Below are 18,411 nucleotides of genomic sequence, written 5' to 3' on the forward strand. Positions count from 1 at the left end.
GTGCGTGTGGGGTCCTGTGCGTGGAATCCGGCGGGTGGGGTGCGGGTCCGGCGGACCGGCCGGACCATTCCGCGGCACGCCGTACCGTTGCTGGACGTGAACCCACCGTCGAAAGCCGCCACCCGCTACGCCCGGGCCAGCGGCTGGCTGCGCGCCCACCCGCTGGCGCTCGACGCCGTACTGGCCCTGGCCGTGCTCGTCTGCATGATCACCGGTTCGTTCGCCGACACCGGCGGCCCCGACGGGCCGACCTTCGGCACCAGGAGCCCGGAGCTGCGCAGCGTCGTCCTGATGGTGGTGGGCGCCGCCGCCCTGGTGCTGCGTCGCCGCAGTCCGATGCCCGTGCTCGCGGTGACCGGCGCGGTGACCATGGTCGAGCTGGTCGCGGGTGAGCCGCCCGCGCCGGTGGCGATGAGCGCGGTCATCGCGCTCTACACGGTCGCCTCCCGCACCGACCGCCCCACCACCTGGCGGGTCGGGCTGCTGACCATGGCCGTGCTGACCGCCTCGGCGATGTGTTTCAGCCGGACCTCCTGGTACTCGCAGGAGAACCTCGGCATCTTCGCCTGGACCGGAATGGCGTCGGCGGCGGGCGATGCCGTACGCAGCCGCCGCGCCTTCGTCGACGCCATCCGGGAGCGCGCCGAGCGGGCGGAGCGCACCCGCGAGGAGGAGGCCGGACGCCGGGTCGCCGAGGAGCGGCTGCGGATCGCCCGCGACCTCCACGACGTCGTCGCCCACCACATCGCCCTGGTCAACGTCCAGGCCGGGGTGGCCGCCCACGTCATGGACAAGCGCCCCGACCAGGCCAAGGAGGCCCTCGCCCACGTACGGGAGGCCAGTCGCTCCGCGCTGAACGAACTGCGCGCCACCGTCGGCCTGCTGCGCCAGTCCGGTGACCCCGAGGCGCCCACCGAACCGGCGCCGGGACTCGCGGTGCTCGACGAGCTGGTCGACACCTTCCGCAACGCGGGCCTGCCGGTGGAGGTCGCCTGCAACCACGAGCGGACCGCCATGCCGGCCGCCGTCGACCTGGCCGCCTACCGGATCATCCAGGAGGCGCTGACCAACGTGCGCAAGCACGCCGGTCCCGGCGCCAGGGCCGAGGTCAGCGTGGTGCGGGTGGGCCCCGCCGTGGAGGTCACCGTCCTCGACGACGGAGCGGGCCGGGACGGAGCGGCCGGGCCGGAGAGCACCGGGTACCGTACGGCGGCGGACGGCGGGGGCCACGGTCTGATCGGGATGCGCGAGCGGGCGGTCGCGCTGCGCGGCTCCTGCTCAGCGGGGCCCCGCTACGGCGGCGGCTTCCGCGTACAGGCGATACTGCCGGTCACGGCCGGAGCGGGGGAGGACGTATGACGATCAGGGTGTTGCTCGCCGACGACCAGACGCTGCTGCGCAGCGCGTTCCGGGTGCTGGTGGACTCGGAGTCCGACATGGAAGTCGTCGGGGAGGCGGCGGACGGCGCGCAGGCGGTGGCCCTCGCCCGCTCGGAGGCGCCCGACGTCGTCCTGATGGACATCCGGATGCCCGGCACGGACGGGCTCGCCGCCACCCGCATGATCAGCACCGACCCCGAACTCACCGCGGTGCACGTGGTGATGCTCACGACCTTCGAGGTCGACGAGTACGTGGTCCAGTCCCTGCGGGCCGGTGCGTCCGGGTTCCTCGGCAAGGGCGCGGAGCCGGAGGAGCTGCTCAGCGCGATCCGTATCGCGGCGGCGGGCGAGGCGCTGCTCTCCCCGGTGGCCACCAAGGGGCTCATCGCGCGATTCCTTGCCCAGGGCGGCAGTTCGGACGGATCGGCCCCCGAGGCGTACGCGGGACGGCTCGCCGCGCTCACCGTCCGCGAGCGGGAGGTCCTCGTCCAGGTCGGCGGCGGCCACTCCAACGACGAGATCGCCGAGCGGCTGGCCGTCAGCCCCCTCACCGTCAAGACCCACGTGAACCGGGCGATGGCCAAGCTCGGGGCCCGCGATCGGGCCCAATTGGTGGTAATAGCCTATGAATCGGGCCTGGTCCACCCAAGGGCGTAGCGGCGGCATACTCCAGCTGCGGTATGCGCCGGATAAGTAGGGCACCTGGGAGCGACGAATCCGGCCTGCGGGATGGCTGAAGGTAGGGGTGGGCCACACGTGCCCCTCATACCTTCGGCTCCACCTGCCTCGCACGCCACAGAAGAGAGACCCCATGTCCTGGCTGTCCAGATTCAGCCTCGCGCAACGGGCCCTGATCGGGCTGATATCGATCGTCGCCGTCGTCTTCGGCGCTATCGCGATACCGCAGCTCAAGCAGCAGCTGCTGCCCACCATCGAACTGCCGATGGTGTCGGTGCTCGCCCCGTACCAGGGCGCGTCCCCCGACGTGGTCGAGAAGCAGGTCGTCGAGCCGCTCGAAGACACCATCAAGGCTGTCGACGGCATCAAGGGCGTCACCTCCACGGCGAGCGAGGGCAACGCCGTGATCATGGCCCAGTTCGACTACGGCAACGGCACCAAGCAGCTCGTCGCCGATGTCCAGCAGGCCGTGAACCGGGCCCGGGTGAAGATCCCCGACTCGGTCGACCCCCAGGTCGTCGCCGGTTCGACCGACGACATCCCGACGGTCGTCCTCGCCGTCACCTCCGACAAGGACCAGCAGGCGCTCTCCGACCAGCTCGACCGCTCGGTCGTCCCGGTCCTCCAGAACATCGACGGCGTCGGCCAGGTCAGCGTCGACGGTGTGCGGGATCTCCAGGTCACCGTCACCCCCGACTCCAAGAAGCTGGCCGGCGCCGGGCTGAACGCGGCGACGCTCAGCCAGGCACTCCAGGCGGGCGGCGCCACGCTCCCGGCTGGCGCGTTCTCCGAGGACGGCAAGAGCCGCACGGTCCAGGTCGGCGGCGGCTACACCTCGCTGAAGCAGATCGAGGACCTGCGCGTCACCGGCCAGCCCGCGCCGGGCGGTGCGTCCGCGGGCGGCCAGGCGCCGAAGCCGGTTCGCCTCGGTGACATCGCCAAGGTCGCCGAGCAGCCCGCGAGCGCGGTGTCCATCACGCGTACGGACGGAAAGCCCAGCCTCTCCCTCTCGCTGACGATGGACCAGGACGGCAGCGCCGTAGCCATCTCCGACGCGGTCAAGGACAAGCTCCCCGAGCTGCGCAAGACCCTCGGCTCCGACAGCGACCTGAAGGTCATCTTCGACCAGGGCCCGTCCGTCTCGAAGTCGATCTCCGGCCTCACCACCGAGGGCGCGCTCGGCCTCCTCTTCGCCGTGATCGTCATCCTGATCTTCCTGGCATCGCTCCGCTCCACCCTGGTCACCGCGCTCTCCATCCCGCTCTCGGTGCTCCTGGCGCTGATCGTGCTGTGGACCCGCGACCTCTCGCTCAACGTGCTCACCCTCGGCGCGCTGACCATCGCGATCGGCCGGGTGGTCGACGACTCGATCGTCGTCCTGGAGAACATCAAGCGGCACCTGAGCTACGGCGAGGAGCGCCAGGCGGCGATCATCGGCGCGGTCCGGGAGGTCGCGGGCGCGGTCACGTCCTCCACCCTGACGACCGTCGCGGTCTTCCTGCCGATCGGCCTCGTCGGCGGCATGGTGGGCCAGCTGTTCGGCTCGTTCTCCATCACGGTCACCGCGGCGCTGCTCGCCTCGCTGCTGGTCTCGCTGACGGTGGTCCCGGTCTTCTCGTACTGGTTCCTGCGCGCCCCCAAGGGCTCGGCGGGCGTCGACCCGGAGGAGCTGCGCCGCAGGGCCGAGGAGAAGGAGGAGCGCAGCCGGCTCCAGCGCTTCTACGTCCCGGTGCTCCGCTTCGCGACCCGGCGCCGTATCACCAGCCTGGTCATCGCGGCCGTGGTGCTCATCGCCACCTTCGGCATGGCGCCGCTGCTCAAGACCAACTTCTTCGACCAGGGCGACCAGGACACCCTGTCGCTCACCCAGAAGCTCGACCCGGGCACCAGCCTGCAGGCCGCCGACACCGCGGCCAAGAAGGTCGAGAAGGTGCTCGACGGCGTCGACACGATCAAGGACTACCAGGTCACGGTCGGCTCCTCCGGCTTCGCCGCCGCCTTCGGCGGCGGTACGGGCGCCAACCAGGCCTCGTACCAGGTGACGCTGAAGAACGCGTCGGACTACGACAAGACCCAGGACCGTATCGAGAAGGGCCTCGCGGGGCTGCACGGCATCGGCGATGCCAGCGTCGGAAGCGGCGGCGGCTTCGGCGACCAGGACCTCAGCGTCGTGGTCAAGGCGGGCGACGGCGACACCCTCAAGAAGGCGTCCGAGCAGGTACGGGCCGCCGTGGCCGGGCTCGACCACGTCAAGGACGTGGAGAGCGACCTCTCGCAGAGCGTGCCGCGCATCTCGGTGAAGACCAACGACAAGGCAGCCGCGGCGGGTTACAACGAGACGACGCTGGGCGCGGCCGTGGGCCAGGCGGTCCAGGGCACCACGTCGGGCAAGATGATCCTGGACGACACCGAGCGGGACGTCGTCGTGAAGTCGGCGCAGCCGGCCACCACCCTCGCCCAGCTGAGGAACCTCAGCCTCGGCCCGGTCAAGCTCGGTGACATCGCCACGGTGAGGCTGGTCCCCGGACCGGTCTCGATGACCCGTATCGACGGCGCCCGCGCCGCGACGATCACGGCGAAGCCGACCGGTGACAACACGGGCGCGGTCACCACCGCGCTCCAGTCGAAGATCAACGACATCAAGAAGGCGCTGCCCAGCGGAGCGACCGTCGAGATCGGCGGCGTCTCCTCCGACCAGAGCAGCGCGTTCAAGAACCTGGCACTGGCCATGCTGGCCGCCATCGCGATCGTCTTCATGCTCCTCGTGGCGACGTTCCGCTCGCTGATCCAGCCGCTGATCCTGCTGGTCTCGATCCCGTTCGCGGCCACCGGCGCCATCGGCCTGCTGCTCATCACCGGCACCCCGATGGGTGTCCCGGCGATGATCGGCATGCTGATGCTCATCGGCATCGTGGTCACCAACGCGATCGTGCTGATCGACCTGATCAACCAGTACCGCTCGCAGGGCCTCGGCGTGGTCGAGGCGGTCGTGGAGGGCGGCAGGCACCGTCTGCGGCCGATCCTGATGACCGCACTGGCGACGATCTTCGCGCTGCTCCCGATGGCGCTGGGCGTCACCGGCGAGGGCGGCTTCATCTCGCAGCCGCTGGCCGTGGTGGTGATCGGCGGTCTGATCACCTCGACACTGCTGACGCTGCTCCTTGTGCCGACGCTCTACGCCCTGGTGGAGCTCCGCAAGGAGCGCCGCGCGGCGAAGAAGGCGGCCAAGCGCGAGAAGAAGTCGGGCGACGTGGACCCGGCGGGCGCCGACTCGTCGTCGGACGAGCCGGAGCCGGCCAACGTCTGACCCGCCCGGCATGACGAGGGGCCTGTCCCACACGAGCGTGTGGGACAGGCCCCTTCGGGTTTCCGCTTGCTGCTTGAGCGCTGTTGCTTGAGCCCTGCTTGCTACTTGAGCGAGGAGACGAACGCGCCCCAGGCCGCGGCTTGGACGATGAGCGCGGGGCCGGTGGGGTTCTTGCTGTCGCGTACGGGGACGACGCCGGGGAAGTCCTCGCTGATCTCGACGCATTCGCCCCCGTTGGTGTTGCTGTAGCTGCTGCGGCGCCAGTGGGTGGTGCTCAGCTCGGGGGAGTGGGTCATGGTCGGTAGCCCTCTACTTGAGCGTGGAGACGAACGCGCTCCAGGCCGGGGCCTGGACGATGAGCGCGGGGCCGGTGGGGTTTTTGCTGTCGCGTACGGGGACGACGCCGGGGAAGTCCTCGCTGATCTCGACGCATTCGCCCCCATTGGAATTGCTGTAGCTGCTGCGGCGCCAGTGGGCGGTGCTCAGCTCGGGGGAGTGGGTCATGGTCGGTAGCCCTCCATCGCGGTCCGGATCAGTTTCGCCGACTCGGCCAGGGGGAGGGAGTTGGCACGCAGTACGTCGTACTGCCGCCGCCACTTCTTCACCGCGGCCGGATCCTCGTAGAGATGACCGGCCTGGATGCCCTCCTCGTATGCCACCGAAGTGCCGTCGGGCAGGGCCAGCAGAGTCAGCGCGCCCCCCAGCAGCGAGTGAAGTCCCGCACTGAACGGCATCACCTGAACTTTACTGTTCGGAGTATCCACCTGCTCCAGCAGCGAAGCCAGTTGCTCACGCATGCAGGCCGCACTGCCCATCTGCCGGCGCAGTACGCCCTCGTCGATGATCGCCCACCGGAACGGCGGGTTCTCCGAACGCTGTCGCTCCTGTCGCGACATGCGTGCGGTGACGCGTTCCTCGACCTGTTCGGCGCTCAGGTCCTCCTGGCAACGGAGGAACGTGCGCGCGTACTCCTCGGTCTGCAGCAGCCCCGGCATCGCCTGCGCGCCGAACTGCTCTATCACCTCGGACCGAAACTCGAAGTCCATGTACCGCTGGTACTGGTCGGGGTGGATCTCGCGCCGGGCGAGCTCATAGAGCCCGCAAAAATGATCATCCGTCCCGAAGGCCATGTCCAGTCGGCTGGGAATATCCGGCGGCGGCATCAGGTCGGCCGTCTCGATCCGGGCCAGCGTGCTCTTGCTGGAGTTCACGATGCCCGCGAGCTGTACGAGCGACAGGTCCGCCCGCTCGCGGTGGCGGCGCTGTTCGGAGCCGAAGTAGTGGCGGGCCGAGAGGTACGGGGTGAGGGGCTGGGGCTTGAACGTCACGGTGCGTGCCTTTCGTGTGTCCCGTTCCCAAGGCCGGGACAGCGGCACCCTGTTGGGGCGGGGTCTCCCAGGGCGACGATTGCGGCACACACCGTAACCACCCTCTCGTGCGGTGCGCCAGAGGGCCTGCTCCGGAGGTAGCGACCGACATGATGTTCGACGGACAGGGCCGGGCCCTGCGACTGCTCCCGTGGACCAACGAGCGCGGCGGCCCGTGCTGGCTGAGCACGGCGAACCCGGACAGTCACCTCTCCCGGATGGCCGACGAACTGGAGGCCGACATGATCGCCTCGGCCGAGTACGTACTGGAGCAGGCCCGGGAGCTGTTCGCGGAGACCGTGGTGGGGGAGCGGGAGCTACGTTTCGCGGGCACCCGGCTCGCCGAATCGCTGGGGGACACCCTGCGGATCGCGGAGAGCCGGGGCGGGCGGCTGGAGAGCGGCGGGAACGCCGGTTGACGGCGGGGTGGTGAGCTTCAGGCGGCCCCACTGAGAGCCTCGGCGATTGCCATAGGGATGGAACCGAACGGCGGTTGCTGCTCACTACGCCATGCCGTGAGCAGCAACCCCCTGCCGCAATCCCTACGGCAGCGCCAGCATCCGCTCCAGCGCCAGCTTCGCGTACTTCTCGGTCTCCGGGTCGACCTCGATCCGGTTCACCAGGTTGCCCTCGGCCAGCGACTCCAGCGTCCAGACCAGATGCGGCAGATCGATCCGGTTCATGGTGGAGCAGAAGCACACCGTCTTGTCGAGGAAGACGATCTCCTTGTCCGGGTGCGCGTTGGCCACCCGGCGCACCAGGTTGAGCTCGGTCCCTATCGCCCACTTCGAGCCGGCGGGCGCCGCGTCGAGTGCCTTGATGATGTACTCGGTCGAGCCGACCTCGTCCGCCGCCGAGACGACCTCGTGCTTGCACTCGGGGTGGACCAGCACCCGTACGCCGGGGATCCGCTCACGGACGTCGTTCACCGAGTCCAGCGAGAACCGCCCGTGCACCGAGCAGTGCCCGCGCCACAAGATCATCTTCGCGCCGCGCAGCTGCTCGGCGGTGAGGCCGCCGTTCGGCTTGTGCGGGTTGTAGAGGACGCAGTCGTCGAGCGACATCCCCAGGTCCCGTACCGCGGTGTTGCGGCCCAGGTGCTGGTCGGGGAGGAAGAGGACCTGCTCGCCCTGCTCGAAGGCCCACTCCAGGGCCCGCTTCGCGTTCGACGACGTGCAGATCGTGCCGCCGTGCCGGCCGGTGAAGGCCTTGATGTCGGCGGACGAGTTCATGTACGAGACGGGCACGACGCGGTCGGCGATACCGGCGTCGGTCAGTACGTCCCAGCACTCGGCGACCTGCTCGGCGGTGGCCATGTCGGCCATGGAGCAGCCCGCCGCCAGGTCCGGGAGCACGACCTTCTGGTCGTCGGTGGTCAGGATGTCCGCCGATTCGGCCATGAAGTGCACGCCGCAGAAGACGATGTACTCGGCCTCCGGCCTGGCGGCCGCGTCGCGGGCGAGCTTGAAGGAGTCGCCGGTCACGTCGGCGAACTGGATGACCTCGTCGCGCTGGTAGTGGTGGCCGAGCACGAAGACCTTGTCCCCGAGCTTCTCCTTGGCGGCGCGGGCGCGCTCCACCAGGTCAGGGTCGGACGGGGAGGGCAGGTCGCCCGGGCACTCCACACCGCGCTCGCTCTTCGGGTCGGCCTCGCGGCCGAGCAGCAGCAGCGCGAGCGGCGAGGGCTGTACATCGAGATCCTGACGGGGCTGGGCGGTGGTCACGACACGCACCCTTTCTTCTCAAGAAATACGTGCGGCTTGTGCCGCTCCCGGTGGAGCCGGTGCTGACACCGGGGCCTTCTCGTCTAAATGACGCTATTTATCATAGCTGCTTCACGTCACATTGACGATGTCAATCTCGTCAATGTGACGTATCCCTGGGCGCCCGGTTCTGTGACGCGACGGAAGGGGTGTGCGAGCATGAAGGGGCAAAGAGAAGTGCCAGGCCCGGAATGAATCCGTGGCCCTGCCGGTTGCAATGGTCGGCAAGCAGTCCGTACTTCCCCTGCCTCGGCGGGGAGACCCCATCCCGGGAGTGAAGCAGATGTCCGTATCGGACGAGAAGACCACGGTGAGCGACGGCATCCTCCTGTCCGACGCCGCCGCGTCCAAGGTCAAGGCCCTGCTCGACCAGGAGGGCCGTGACGACCTCGCGCTCCGCGTGGCCGTTCAGCCCGGCGGCTGCTCCGGCCTCCGTTACCAGCTCTTCTTCGACGAGCGCTCGCTCGACGGCGACGTGGTCAAGGACTTCGGCGGAGTCAAGGTCGTCACCGACCGGATGAGCGCCCCGTACCTGGGCGGCGCCTCCGTCGACTTCGTGGACACCATCGAGAAGCAGGGCTTCACCATCGACAACCCGAACGCCACCGGCTCCTGCGCCTGCGGCGACTCGTTCAGCTGAGCCTCTCGGCAAAGCGCCCAGCGGCGGCGGTCCCGGACATCCGGGGCCGCCGCCGCTGTCGTGTCACCTCTCCGGTGTCACCCCTCCCGGCTCACATCCGCGGTACGGGGTCACCGGTCGACGCATTGACGACCTGCCGGTTCCCCAGCGGCTGCTCCAGCGCCACCTTCTGCGTCACCGAGGCGATGATGTCGGGGCAGACCTTCCCCGGCTTCCGGGCCGGCGCGCTCAGTGCCACCCGCACCGTGTTCCTGTTCTCGGTGGTCCGGATGCCGTACCGGCCGCACACCTGGCCCATGATGCGCAGGGTCAGGGTCCGGCCCTCCGCGCGGTAGGCCGTCGGGGTCTGGTCCGAACCTCCCGGCCGGTTCCCGTCGGCGGGCGGCTCCGGCGTCGCCAGATAGCGGTCCGGCACCGCCGGTGCGGTGACCGTGCCGGGTCCGGCCGTACCCGCGGGCCGTGTCTCGAACAGCCATGAGGGGACGAGGACCTGCCGCCCTCCGGCCAGCCGCATCGCGAGCCCCAGCTCCGCGTGGCTCACGGTGACCGCCCGGGATCCCGGGGCCTTGGACGAGGGGGCGCAGGACGGTGAGGGCGGCGCACCCGCCGTGCCCGTGGTGGCGGTGCGCTCGGCGTCCGTACCGGCGCCGGAGGCCGAGCGCTCGGTGAGCGGCTCCATGGTGGCGCAGCCCCCGGAGCCTGTGGCCCCGGCCGTGGGAGCGTTCAGCCGCTTCAGCGCGTCGGCCGCGCCGATCAGCGGATACCCGGCCCCCTTGACGGGAGCCTTCAACGGGCCGCTGCCGCCCGTCAGCCGGCCGTCCGCTCCGATCTGGAGCCCGGTCGTCCAGCCGTACGTGGGCAGCCCGCCGATCTTCGGGTCGGCGTTCACCACCCGCACCGAACCCATCACCCGCCCGGCGTCGACCTTCGCGTCACTCTCGCCGAGCGCCTTCAGCAGCGGGGCGGCCGCGGCCTTCGCCGCCCGCTCGCTCACGGCCTTGCCGCCGCCGGCCGACGCGCTCCCGCCGGAGGAACAGCCTTTCCCCTGCGGGCAGTTGTCGCTGCCGCCGCTGCCGAACCGGGTGAACGTCCAGGTGCCGGGGGCCTGCCGGGCGACCTGGAGCAGCGGGCCCGTACCGTCCTTGGCCGCGCCCACCTTCCAGTCCGTGCCCACGAGCCGCGGTGTCCCCGGCACGCCGAGCGCATGGGCCAGCCGGGTTACGTCGGCGGCGCTCACGGTGCCGTCGGCGCGGTACACCGGAGCGCTCTTCGGCGGGTCCGGGAAGGTCCCGTCGGCGCGGTAGACGGGGCCCCGGGGGTCCGGTTCCCCCGGGGCGATGCCCGGGGCGCCGCCGCTCCGCGCCGACTGGTCCAGCGCCAGGGGAGGCGGGTCCGTGGTGCCGCCGGGGGCGCCGCTGGTCTCCGCGCCGCCGTTGTCGTGGCCCGCCGCGGTCGCCGCCCAGTAGGCCCCGCCGCCTCCCGCCAGCAGCACCGCTGCCGCGACCGAGGTGACGGCGGCGGGGGACCGCCGCCGACGGGGACGTGCCGTGTCGTGCTCGGGTCGCTCGCTGCTCACCGCATGCTCCTTCGACTCCGCTGCCGTCCACTGCCATGTGGCGTTCCCCCGTCCGGGGGAACAGGGGTGGGACGGGGCGGCGGAGCGCACGGTTCCCTCAGTTGTCCGCGGTACCGCTGGTGCTGGTGCTCGGGCGGTGCCGCTCAGTCCCCGTACTCGGACATGCCGTCGATCAGTCGCGCGGAGGCGGGCGGCACCCTGACCCCGTGGATCAGGGACGGGGATACGGGCGTGGGCGCGGGCCCCACGGGCACCACCCAGTGCGGTGCCATGCGCGCGCAGTCGCCGCGCAGATCGGTCAGGTCGGCTTCGGACTCGGACGGGGCTGCGGGGTGTGGCGCGATGGAGTTCGGCATATCGCCACCGTAGGCACGGGGTGGCCTGCGGAGAAAGCCCTACTATCGGGTAGTTTCCTCCCTTAGAGCGGAGAGGGACGAACCGGTAGCGTGAGGTGTCAGCCTCCCTCCTCCGCAGGAGTCCTCGCCGTGCGCATCGCAGTCACCGGCTCCATCGCCACCGACCACCTCATGACCTTCCCCGGCCGCTTCGCCGACCAGCTGGTCGCCGATCAGCTCCACACGGTCTCCCTCTCCTTCCTGGTCGACAACCTCGACGTACGGCGCGGAGGCGTCGGCGCCAACATCTGCTTCGGGATGGGCCTGCTCGGCACGGCCCCGATCCTGGTCGGCGCGGCGGGCCCGGACTTCGACGAGTACCGCGCCTGGCTCGACCGGCACGGGGTGGACACCGGATCGGTCCGGATCTCCGAGGTCCTGCACACCGCCCGCTTCGTGTGCACCACGGACGCCGACCACAACCAGATCGGCTCGTTCTACACGGGCGCGATGAGCGAGGCCCGCCAGATCGAGCTCCAGTCGGTCGCCGAGCGCGTCGGCGGTCTCGACCTGGTGCTGATCGGCGCGGACGACCCCGAGGCGATGCTCCGCCACACGGAGGAGTGCCGCACCAGGTCGATCCCGTTCGCGGCCGACTTCTCGCAGCAGATCGCCCGGATGACCGGTGCCGACATCCGTACGCTGCTCGCCGACGCGACGTACCTCTTCTCCAACGAGTACGAGAAGGGGCTCATCGAGTCCAAGACCGGCTGGACCGAGGACGAGATCCTCGACCGGGTCGGCCACCGGGTCACCACGCTCGGCGCGCGCGGTGTCCGGATCGACCGGAAGGGTGAGGACCCGATCGTGGTCGGCTGCGCCGAGGAGGAGGCCAAGGTCGACCCGACGGGCGTGGGCGACGCGTTCCGTGCGGGCTTCCTGTCCGGGCTCTCGTGGGGCGTCGGCCTGGAGCGCGCGGCGCAGATCGGCTGCATGCTGGCCACGCTGGTGATCGAGACGCTGGGTACGCAGGAGTACACCCTGCGCCGCGCCGACTTCATGGACCGCTTCACCAAGGCGTACGGCCAGGACGCGGCGGAAGAAATCCAGATCCACCTCCAGTAGCCCACCGCCCGCAGGACCGGGCCCCGGGGCGCCTTGGTGCGGCTCCGGGGGGCCGGCTCACGACACGCGGCGTACCCGGAAGGCGGTACCCCCGTCCACCGGGTGCGCCCCCTCGTAGGCCTGCCCCCGCATCTCGCACCACGCCGGCACATCGAGCCGCGCGGCCTCGTCGTCCGAGAGCACCGTCACCACCCCGCCCACCGGCACGTCCCCGATCACCTTGGCCAGCTCGATCACCGGGATCGGGCACCGCTTCCCGAGCGCGTCCACGACGAGCTCCGCCCCGGCCCCCGCACGCGGTTCCGCGGCGGCGTCCGCCGGCGGTCCCGCCTCCGTACCGCGCACCGGCCCCGGCGGCCCGCCCGTTCCGGTCCCGGCGCCCAGTCGCTCCCGTACGGAACGCACCACCCCCGGCAGCACCTCAAGGAACCGGTCGACCTCCGCCTCCGCCACGCCGAGCGGCAGCGAGACGCGGACGTTGCCCTCCGAGAGCACCCCCATCGCGCGCAGCACATGACTGGGAGTCAGCGTGCTGCTGGTGCAGGACGAACCGGATGAGACGGAGAAACCGGCCATATCCAGCTCGTGCAGCAGAGTCTCCCCATCGACATAGAGACAGGAGAACGTCACGAGGTGCGGCAGCCGCCGTACCGGATCGCCGACCACCTCGACATCCGTCACCAGCTCGCCCACCGAGGCCCTGATCCGGTCCACGAGACCGCGCAGCCGTACCGACTCGGCGGCGGCCCCGGCCCGTACGGCCCGCAGCGACGCCGCGGCGGCCACGATCGCCGGGACGTTCTCGAAACCGGCGGCACGTCCGGACTCCCGCTCGTCCGCCGGGCCTTGGGGGACGAACCTCACACCCTTCCGTACGGCGAGCAGCCCGACCCCGGCAGGCCCGCCCCACTTGTGCGCACTGGCGGTGAGCAGCGACCAGCCCCCGTCGACCGGCCCCCACCCCAGCGACTGGGCCGCGTCCACCAGCAGCGGCACCCCGGCGGCCCGGCACGCGTCGGCGACCTCGGCGACCGGCTGTTCGGTGCCGGTCTCATGGTTGGCGGACTGCAGACAGGCCAGCGCGGTCCGCCCGGTCAGCGCGGCCGCGTACGTGCCGGGGACGACCGCCCCGGTCCGGCCGACCGGCACCTCGGTCACCGAACCGCCGCCCGCCTCATGGGCCGCCGCCGAATGGAGCACCGAAGAGTGTTCGACCGCCGACACCACGAGATGGCCGCCGACACGCCGACGGCCAGAAAGTGCTCCAGCAATTCCGGAGTGGACCGCGCGGGTGCCGGAAGAGGTGAATACGAGCTCGTCCGGGCGGCACCCGACAGCCTCGGCCGCCGCCTCGCGGGCCGCGTCGAGCAGCAGTCGTACCCGCCTCCCCTCCCGGTACAGCCGGGCCGGATCGGCCCAGCCGTCGTCAAGGGAGGCTTGCAAGGCCTGACGTGCGACGGGGTGCAGGGGTGCGGAGGACGCGGCATCGAAGTAGGACACGGCGCCACGCTAGCCGCCGGTCGTGGGCCGGCGGCCGGCCCCGTCGGGGGAGGGATCGTCAGATCCCTCCCGGAAGCCGGGATTCCACCCCTTCGGGGTGTCGGACGGCGCGTTGGGCACCCTCCCCGCGCGGCCCCAAATGGCCTCCAGTAGGGTTTGGTCCGCATAAACATCCAAACCCCTGCCCGAGCAGGACCGGCGACCGACCTCGATGCGGCCGCAGCCGGCCGCACGGGCGAGACTCTCGGGAAGGCGCTACGTGAGTCCCAACGGCTCCGACCGCTCGTCGCGGCGCCCGATGCGGCGGAAGCTGCCGCAGGTGCTGACTGCGGGCCTGATCCTTGTGACCGCTACCGGTTGCTCGTACAAGGATTTCCCCCGCCTTGGTATGCCCACCCCGGTAACGGAAGAGGCACCTCGGATCCTCTCCCTCTGGCAGGGCTCGTGGGCGGCAGCGCTCGCCACGGGCGTGCTGGTGTGGGGGCTGATCATCTGGAGTGTCATCTTCCACCGGCGTAGCCGGACCAAGGTGGAGGTACCTCCGCAGACCCGGTACAACATGCCGATCGAGGCGTTGTACACCGTGGTCCCTCTCATCATCGTCTCGGTGCTCTTCTACTTCACCGCGCGCGATGAGTCGAAGCTCCTCAACCTCTCGGCGAAGCCGGCCCACACGATCAACGTGGTCGGCTTCCAGTGGAGCTGGGGCTTCAACTACGTGGAGGACGTGGACGGCAACCCGTCCACGGGCAACGCGGCGAAGACCACAGAGCTGTCCGATATCCCGGACCGCTTCACCAAGGATTTCCCCAAGGGAGCCGAAGGCGTCTACGACGTCGGTACGCCGGCCTCCCGGAACCCGCAGACCGGCAATCCGGGGCCGACCCTCTGGCTGCCCAAGGGTCAGAAGGTCCGCTTCGTTCTCACTTCGCGCGACGTCATCCACGACTTCTGGGTGGTGCCGTTCCTGATGAAGATGGACGTTGTCCCGGGCCACACCAACTCCTTCGAGGTGACCCCCAACCAGGAGGGCACCTTCCTGGGCAAGTGCGCTGAGCTGTGCGGCGTGGACCACTCCCGGATGCTCTTCAATGTGAAGGTCGTCTCCCCGGAGCGCTACAAGCAGCACCTCAAGGACCTGGACAAGCAGAACCAGAAGGGCTACATCCCCGCCGGGATCGCGCAGACTGGCCACGCCAAGAACGCGGAGACGAACAACCTGTGAGCATCCTCAACGAACCTCAGGGTGCCGCCGCAGCAGACGACTCCTACGAGAGCGAGCTGCCGGTACGGCGCAAAGAGCCGGGAAACATCGTCATCAAGTGGATGACCACCACTGATCACAAGACGATCGGCACGATGTATCTGGTCACATCGTTCGCCTTCTTCTGCATCGGCGGTGTGCTGGCGCTCGTCATGCGCGCCGAGCTGGCCCGTCCGGGTACGCAGATTGTGTCGAACGAGCAGTTCAACCAGGCGTTCACGATGCACGGCACGATCATGCTGCTGATGTTCGCGACGCCCCTCTTCGCCGGATTCGCGAACTGGATCATGCCGTTGCAGATCGGGGCGCCCGATGTGGCGTTCCCACGGCTGAACATGTTCGCGTACTGGCTGTACCTCTTCGGCTCGCTCATCGCGGTCGGTGGCTTCATCACCCCGCAGGGCGCGGCCGACTTCGGCTGGTTCGCCTACTCCCCGCTGTCGGACGCCGTCCGGTCACCGGGTGTCGGCGCCGACATGTGGATCATGGGTCTGGCCTTCTCCGGCTTCGGCACGATCCTCGGCTCGGTCAACTTCATCACCACGATCATCTGCATGCGCGCCCCTGGCATGACGATGTTCCGTATGCCGATCTTCGTGTGGAACGTCCTGCTGACCGGTGTGCTGGTCCTGCTGGCCTTCCCGGTCCTCGCCGCGGCACTCTTCGCGCTGGAGGCGGACCGCAAGTTCGGCGCTCATGTATTCGATGCGTCAAATGGCGGCGCGCTCCTGTGGCAACACCTCTTCTGGTTCTTCGGCCATCCAGAGGTGTACATCATCGCGTTGCCATTCTTCGGAATTATTTCCGAAGTGATTCCAGTGTTCTCCAGAAAGCCGATGTTCGGATACATCGGCCTGGTCGCTGCGACGATTTCGATCGCCGGTCTTTCCGTGACGGTGTGGGCCCACCACATGTACGTCACCGGCGGTGTGCTCCTGCCGTTCTTCTCCTTCATGACCTTCCTGATCGCAGTGCCGACCGGTGTGAAGTTCTTCAACTGGATCGGCACGATGTGGAAGGGGTCGCTGTCCTTCGAGACACCGATGCTCTGGGCCGTCGGCTTCCTGATCACCTTCACCTTCGGTGGTCTGACCGGCGTCATCCTGGCCTCGCCCCCGATGGACTTCCACGTGTCCGACTCGTACTTCGTGGTCGCGCACTTCCACTACGTCATCTTCGGCACCGTGGTCTTCGCGATGTTCTCCGGATTCCACTTCTGGTGGCCGAAGTTCACGGGCAAGATGCTGGACGAGCGGCTCGGCAAGATCACCTTCTGGACGCTGTTCGTGGGCTTCCACGGCACGTTCCTGGTGCAGCACTGGCTGGGTGTCGAGGGCATGCCGCGGCGGTACGCGGACTACCTCGCCGCTGACGGCTTCACCACGCTGAACACCATCTCGACCATCAGCTCCTTCCTGCTGGGCCTGTCGATCCTGCCGTTCTTCTACAACGTCTGGAAGACCGCCAAGTACGGCAAGAAGGTCGAGGTCGACGACCCGTGGGGCTACGGCCGCTCGCTCGAATGGGCGACGTCCTGCCCGCCGCCCCGGCACAACTTCACGACCCTTCCGAGGATCCGCTCCGAATCCCCGGCGTTCGACCTGCACCACCCGGAGATCGCGGCTCTCGAACAGCTCGACAGCCACGGCGCCGGTGACAAGGTCCTGTCCGGTGGCAAGGAGGCAGGCAAGTGAAGGTCCAAGGCAAGATGTTCATCTGGCTGGCCGTCTTCATCCTCGCCGTGGCGGTCGTCTACGGCGTGTGGTCGAAGGAGGCAGCCGGAACGACGGCCCTCTTCATGGCCTTCGGGCTGAGCATCATGATCGGCTTCTACCTGGCCTTCACGGCCAGGCGGATCGACGCCGGCGCGATGGACAACAAGGAGGCCGACGTCGCGGACGACGCCGGTGAGGTGGGCTTCTTCGCCCCGCACAGCTGGCAGCCGATCTCGCTGGCCGTCGGCGGCGCGCTCGCCTTCCTGGCCATCGCCATGGGCTGGTGGCTGCTGTACTTCTCGGCACCGCTCGTCGTGGTCGGCCTCTGGGGCTGGGTCTTCGAGTTCTACCGCGGAGAGAACCAGAACCAGTAGGGGCTGAGCCCCACCGCTGGACCGTATGAGGAGGCCCGGACGCCGATCAGGTGTCCGGGCCTCCTCATTTGCAGTCATCCGGCGTGCCGTTACCAGGGGATCTTCTTAACGTGTGCATATGAGCCATGCACCTCGAATCCGTACGGTCCTGAGCTGCACGCTGCTGGTCGTGTCCCTTGGGGCAGCGGCGACCGCGTGCGGCAGTTCCGGCAGTAATCCGCTCTCCGCGTCGCCGTTCGACGCGGACGACTCGATCTCCTTCAACGGTCCCCAGGGCAACGGCAAGGCCGACCCCGACAAGCCGCTCGAAGTCACCTCCAAGGACGACGACGGCCGCATCACCGATGTGACGGCCACCGACAGCACAGGACGCCAGCTCGCGGGCGAACTCTCCGCCGACGGCACCAGGTGGCACAGCACCGCTCCGCTGGCCGCAGGTGTGCACTACACGGTCCGGGTCGCCACCGAGGACGAGGACGGCGCGCCGGGGGGCCGGACGATGGGCTTCGACACCGCCCCCGCCTCGCACCGGCTGAACGTCACCTTCGGCCCCAAGGGGGGCGAGTACGGCGTGGGCCAGCCCGTCACCGCCCAACTCAGCGCCCCCATCAAGGACAAGGCGGCCAGGGCCCAGGTCGAGCGCGCCCTGAAGGTGGACTCGGTGCCCGCCGCCGACGGCGCCTGGTACTGGGTGGACAGCAGGACGCTGCACTACCGGCCGAAGGAGTACTGGCCCGCGCACGCCACGATCAGCGTGCACAGCAATCTCAACGGGATAAAGGTGAGCGACAAGCTCTACGGCGGCGCCGCCAAGCCGCTCAAGCTGAGGACGGGGGACCGTCTGGAGGCCATAACCGACGCCTCGGCGCACGAGATGACGGTCAAGCGCGACGGCCAGGTGATCAACACCATCCCGGTGACCACCGGCAAGCCGGGCTTCTCCACCCGTAACGGTGTCAAGGTCGTGCTGGGCAAGACGTACTTCGTACGTATGACCAGCTCCAGCATCGGGATAGCCGCCGGCAGCTCCGACTCGTACGACCTGCCGGTCTACTACGCGACGCAGGTCACACTCAGCGGTGAGTACGTGCACGCCGCGCCCTGGTCCGAGGGGTCACAGGGGTCCGCGAACACCAGTCACGGCTGCACCGGCATGAGCACCGGCAACGCCGAGTGGTTCTTCAACCACGTGCGCCAGGGCGACATAGTCAAGGTCGTCGGCAGCGACGGCGACACGATGACACCGTTCGACAACGGCTACGGCGACTGGAACCTGTCCTGGGCCAAGTGGGCCAAGGGCAGCGCACTGACGGACGGAAAGCAGAACCCCGGCGGCACCGACGCACCCGCGCAGACGGCCCGGCTGCGGCCCGCCGCGCTCTGATCCG

General features: G+C 69.4%; 17 protein-coding genes. 10 read left to right on the forward strand and 7 right to left on the reverse strand.

The features are described from left to right. Positions 1 to 96: 96 nt before the first annotated feature. From OG285_RS27030 to OG285_RS27040, 3 genes are all read left to right on the forward strand, one after another. Complete coding sequence (locus OG285_RS27030) at positions 97 to 1,359, forward strand: sensor histidine kinase (RefSeq protein ID WP_356825056.1); 1,263 nt, start codon at positions 97 to 99, stop codon at positions 1,357 to 1,359. After that, a complete protein-coding gene (locus tag OG285_RS27035) occupies positions 1,356 to 2,036 on the forward strand; it encodes a response regulator transcription factor (RefSeq protein ID WP_356825054.1) in 681 nt (226 codons plus the stop codon). Before OG285_RS27030 ends, OG285_RS27035 begins: the two co-directional genes overlap by 4 nt. A gap of 154 nt (positions 2,037 to 2,190) precedes the next feature. After that, positions 2,191 to 5,364 (forward strand): efflux RND transporter permease subunit, encoded by a 3,174-nt coding sequence (locus OG285_RS27040; RefSeq protein ID WP_371792479.1) that lies wholly within the window; start codon positions 2,191 to 2,193, stop codon positions 5,362 to 5,364. Positions 5,365 to 5,465: 101 nt separating this feature from the next. On the opposite strand, the gene OG285_RS27045 is transcribed toward OG285_RS27040, so the two are convergent. From OG285_RS27045 to OG285_RS27055, 3 genes are read right to left on the reverse strand one after another with little or no spacing between them, the layout of a single operon-like run. Continuing rightward, complete coding sequence (locus OG285_RS27045; protein WP_371792480.1) at positions 5,466 to 5,660, reverse strand: DUF397 domain-containing protein; 195 nt, start codon at positions 5,658 to 5,660, stop codon at positions 5,466 to 5,468. 13 nt (positions 5,661 to 5,673) lie between these two features. Next, positions 5,674 to 5,868, reverse strand: a complete 195-nt coding sequence (locus tag OG285_RS27050) for a DUF397 domain-containing protein (protein WP_371792481.1) — start codon at positions 5,866 to 5,868, stop codon at positions 5,674 to 5,676. Continuing rightward, positions 5,865 to 6,692, reverse strand: a complete 828-nt coding sequence (locus OG285_RS27055) for a Scr1 family TA system antitoxin-like transcriptional regulator (RefSeq protein WP_371792482.1) — start codon at positions 6,690 to 6,692, stop codon at positions 5,865 to 5,867. Before OG285_RS27055 ends, OG285_RS27050 begins: the two co-directional genes overlap by 4 nt. A gap of 149 nt (positions 6,693 to 6,841) precedes the next feature. On the opposite strand from OG285_RS27055, the gene OG285_RS27060 reads away from it, so the two are divergent. After that, positions 6,842 to 7,150: a hypothetical protein gene (locus tag OG285_RS27060; protein ID WP_371792483.1), complete on the forward strand. Its 309-nt coding sequence runs from the start codon at positions 6,842 to 6,844 to the stop codon at positions 7,148 to 7,150. Between the two features lie 123 nt (positions 7,151 to 7,273). Here OG285_RS27060 and nadA read toward each other — a convergent pair whose 3' ends face one another. After that, a complete protein-coding gene (gene nadA, locus OG285_RS27065; protein WP_371792484.1) occupies positions 7,274 to 8,464 on the reverse strand; it encodes a quinolinate synthase NadA in 1,191 nt (396 codons plus the stop codon). 313 nt (positions 8,465 to 8,777) lie between these two features. Between nadA and OG285_RS27070 the strand changes: the two genes are divergently transcribed. After that, positions 8,778 to 9,134: an iron-sulfur cluster assembly accessory protein gene (locus OG285_RS27070; protein ID WP_164264231.1), complete on the forward strand. Its 357-nt coding sequence runs from the start codon at positions 8,778 to 8,780 to the stop codon at positions 9,132 to 9,134. A gap of 91 nt (positions 9,135 to 9,225) precedes the next feature. On the opposite strand, the gene OG285_RS27075 is transcribed toward OG285_RS27070, so the two are convergent. Together OG285_RS27075 and OG285_RS27080 are read right to left on the reverse strand one after the other, a co-directional pair. Continuing rightward, positions 9,226 to 10,710, reverse strand: coding sequence for a hypothetical protein (locus OG285_RS27075; protein ID WP_371792485.1), 1,485 nt, complete (start codon positions 10,708 to 10,710; stop codon positions 9,226 to 9,228). A 143-nt stretch (positions 10,711 to 10,853) separates the two neighbouring features. Next, entirely contained in the window at positions 10,854 to 11,066 is a 213-nt protein-coding gene (locus tag OG285_RS27080; RefSeq protein WP_356825044.1) for a hypothetical protein, read from the reverse strand. A 129-nt stretch (positions 11,067 to 11,195) separates the two neighbouring features. Between OG285_RS27080 and OG285_RS27085 the strand changes: the two genes are divergently transcribed. Further along, positions 11,196 to 12,170: a carbohydrate kinase family protein gene (locus OG285_RS27085; protein ID WP_356825042.1), complete on the forward strand. Its 975-nt coding sequence runs from the start codon at positions 11,196 to 11,198 to the stop codon at positions 12,168 to 12,170. 57 nt (positions 12,171 to 12,227) lie between these two features. Here the strand turns inward: OG285_RS27085 and OG285_RS27090 are convergent, their stop codons facing one another. Further along, a complete protein-coding gene (locus tag OG285_RS27090; RefSeq protein WP_371792486.1) occupies positions 12,228 to 13,670 on the reverse strand; it encodes a cysteine desulfurase/sulfurtransferase TusA family protein in 1,443 nt (480 codons plus the stop codon). A 259-nt stretch (positions 13,671 to 13,929) separates the two neighbouring features. Here OG285_RS27090 and coxB point away from each other — a divergent pair, with 259 nt between their 5' ends. The 4 genes from coxB (at position 13,930) to OG285_RS27110 (ending at position 18,407) form a co-directional block, all read left to right on the forward strand. Continuing rightward, positions 13,930 to 14,895, forward strand: coding sequence for a cytochrome c oxidase subunit II (gene coxB, locus OG285_RS27095; RefSeq protein WP_356825038.1), 966 nt, complete (start codon positions 13,930 to 13,932; stop codon positions 14,893 to 14,895). Next, positions 14,892 to 16,628: a cytochrome c oxidase subunit I gene (gene ctaD, locus OG285_RS27100; RefSeq protein ID WP_356825036.1), complete on the forward strand. Its 1,737-nt coding sequence runs from the start codon at positions 14,892 to 14,894 to the stop codon at positions 16,626 to 16,628. Before coxB ends, ctaD begins: the two co-directional genes overlap by 4 nt. Then, positions 16,625 to 17,023 (forward strand): cytochrome c oxidase subunit 4, encoded by a 399-nt coding sequence (locus tag OG285_RS27105; RefSeq protein ID WP_266857821.1) that lies wholly within the window; start codon positions 16,625 to 16,627, stop codon positions 17,021 to 17,023. Before ctaD ends, OG285_RS27105 begins: the two co-directional genes overlap by 4 nt. A gap of 118 nt (positions 17,024 to 17,141) precedes the next feature. After that, positions 17,142 to 18,407 (forward strand): Ig-like domain-containing protein, encoded by a 1,266-nt coding sequence (locus tag OG285_RS27110; RefSeq protein WP_356825034.1) that lies wholly within the window; start codon positions 17,142 to 17,144, stop codon positions 18,405 to 18,407. The last annotated feature ends 4 nt before the right edge of the window (positions 18,408 to 18,411 follow it).

This window comes from Streptomyces sp. NBC_01471, from assembly GCF_041438865.1.
Classification (GTDB): domain Bacteria; phylum Actinomycetota; class Actinomycetes; order Streptomycetales; family Streptomycetaceae; genus Streptomyces.

Coding starts and splice junctions, on each gene's coding strand:
- OG285_RS27035 (WP_356825054.1), top strand. CDS start 1,356: ATGACGATCAGGGTGTTGCTCGCCGACGACCAGACGCTGCTGCGCAGC.
- OG285_RS27040 (WP_371792479.1), top strand. CDS start 2,191: ATGTCCTGGCTGTCCAGATTCAGCCTCGCGCAACGGGCCCTGATCGGG.
- OG285_RS27045 (WP_371792480.1), bottom strand. CDS start 5,660: ATGACCCACTCCCCCGAGCTGAGCACCACCCACTGGCGCCGCAGCAGC.
- OG285_RS27050 (WP_371792481.1), bottom strand. CDS start 5,868: ATGACCCACTCCCCCGAGCTGAGCACCGCCCACTGGCGCCGCAGCAGC.
- OG285_RS27060 (WP_371792483.1), top strand. CDS start 6,842: ATGATGTTCGACGGACAGGGCCGGGCCCTGCGACTGCTCCCGTGGACC.
- OG285_RS27070 (WP_164264231.1), top strand. CDS start 8,778: ATGTCCGTATCGGACGAGAAGACCACGGTGAGCGACGGCATCCTCCTG.
- OG285_RS27080 (WP_356825044.1), bottom strand. CDS start 11,066: ATGCCGAACTCCATCGCGCCACACCCCGCAGCCCCGTCCGAGTCCGAA.
- OG285_RS27110 (WP_356825034.1), top strand. CDS start 17,142: ATGAGCCATGCACCTCGAATCCGTACGGTCCTGAGCTGCACGCTGCTG.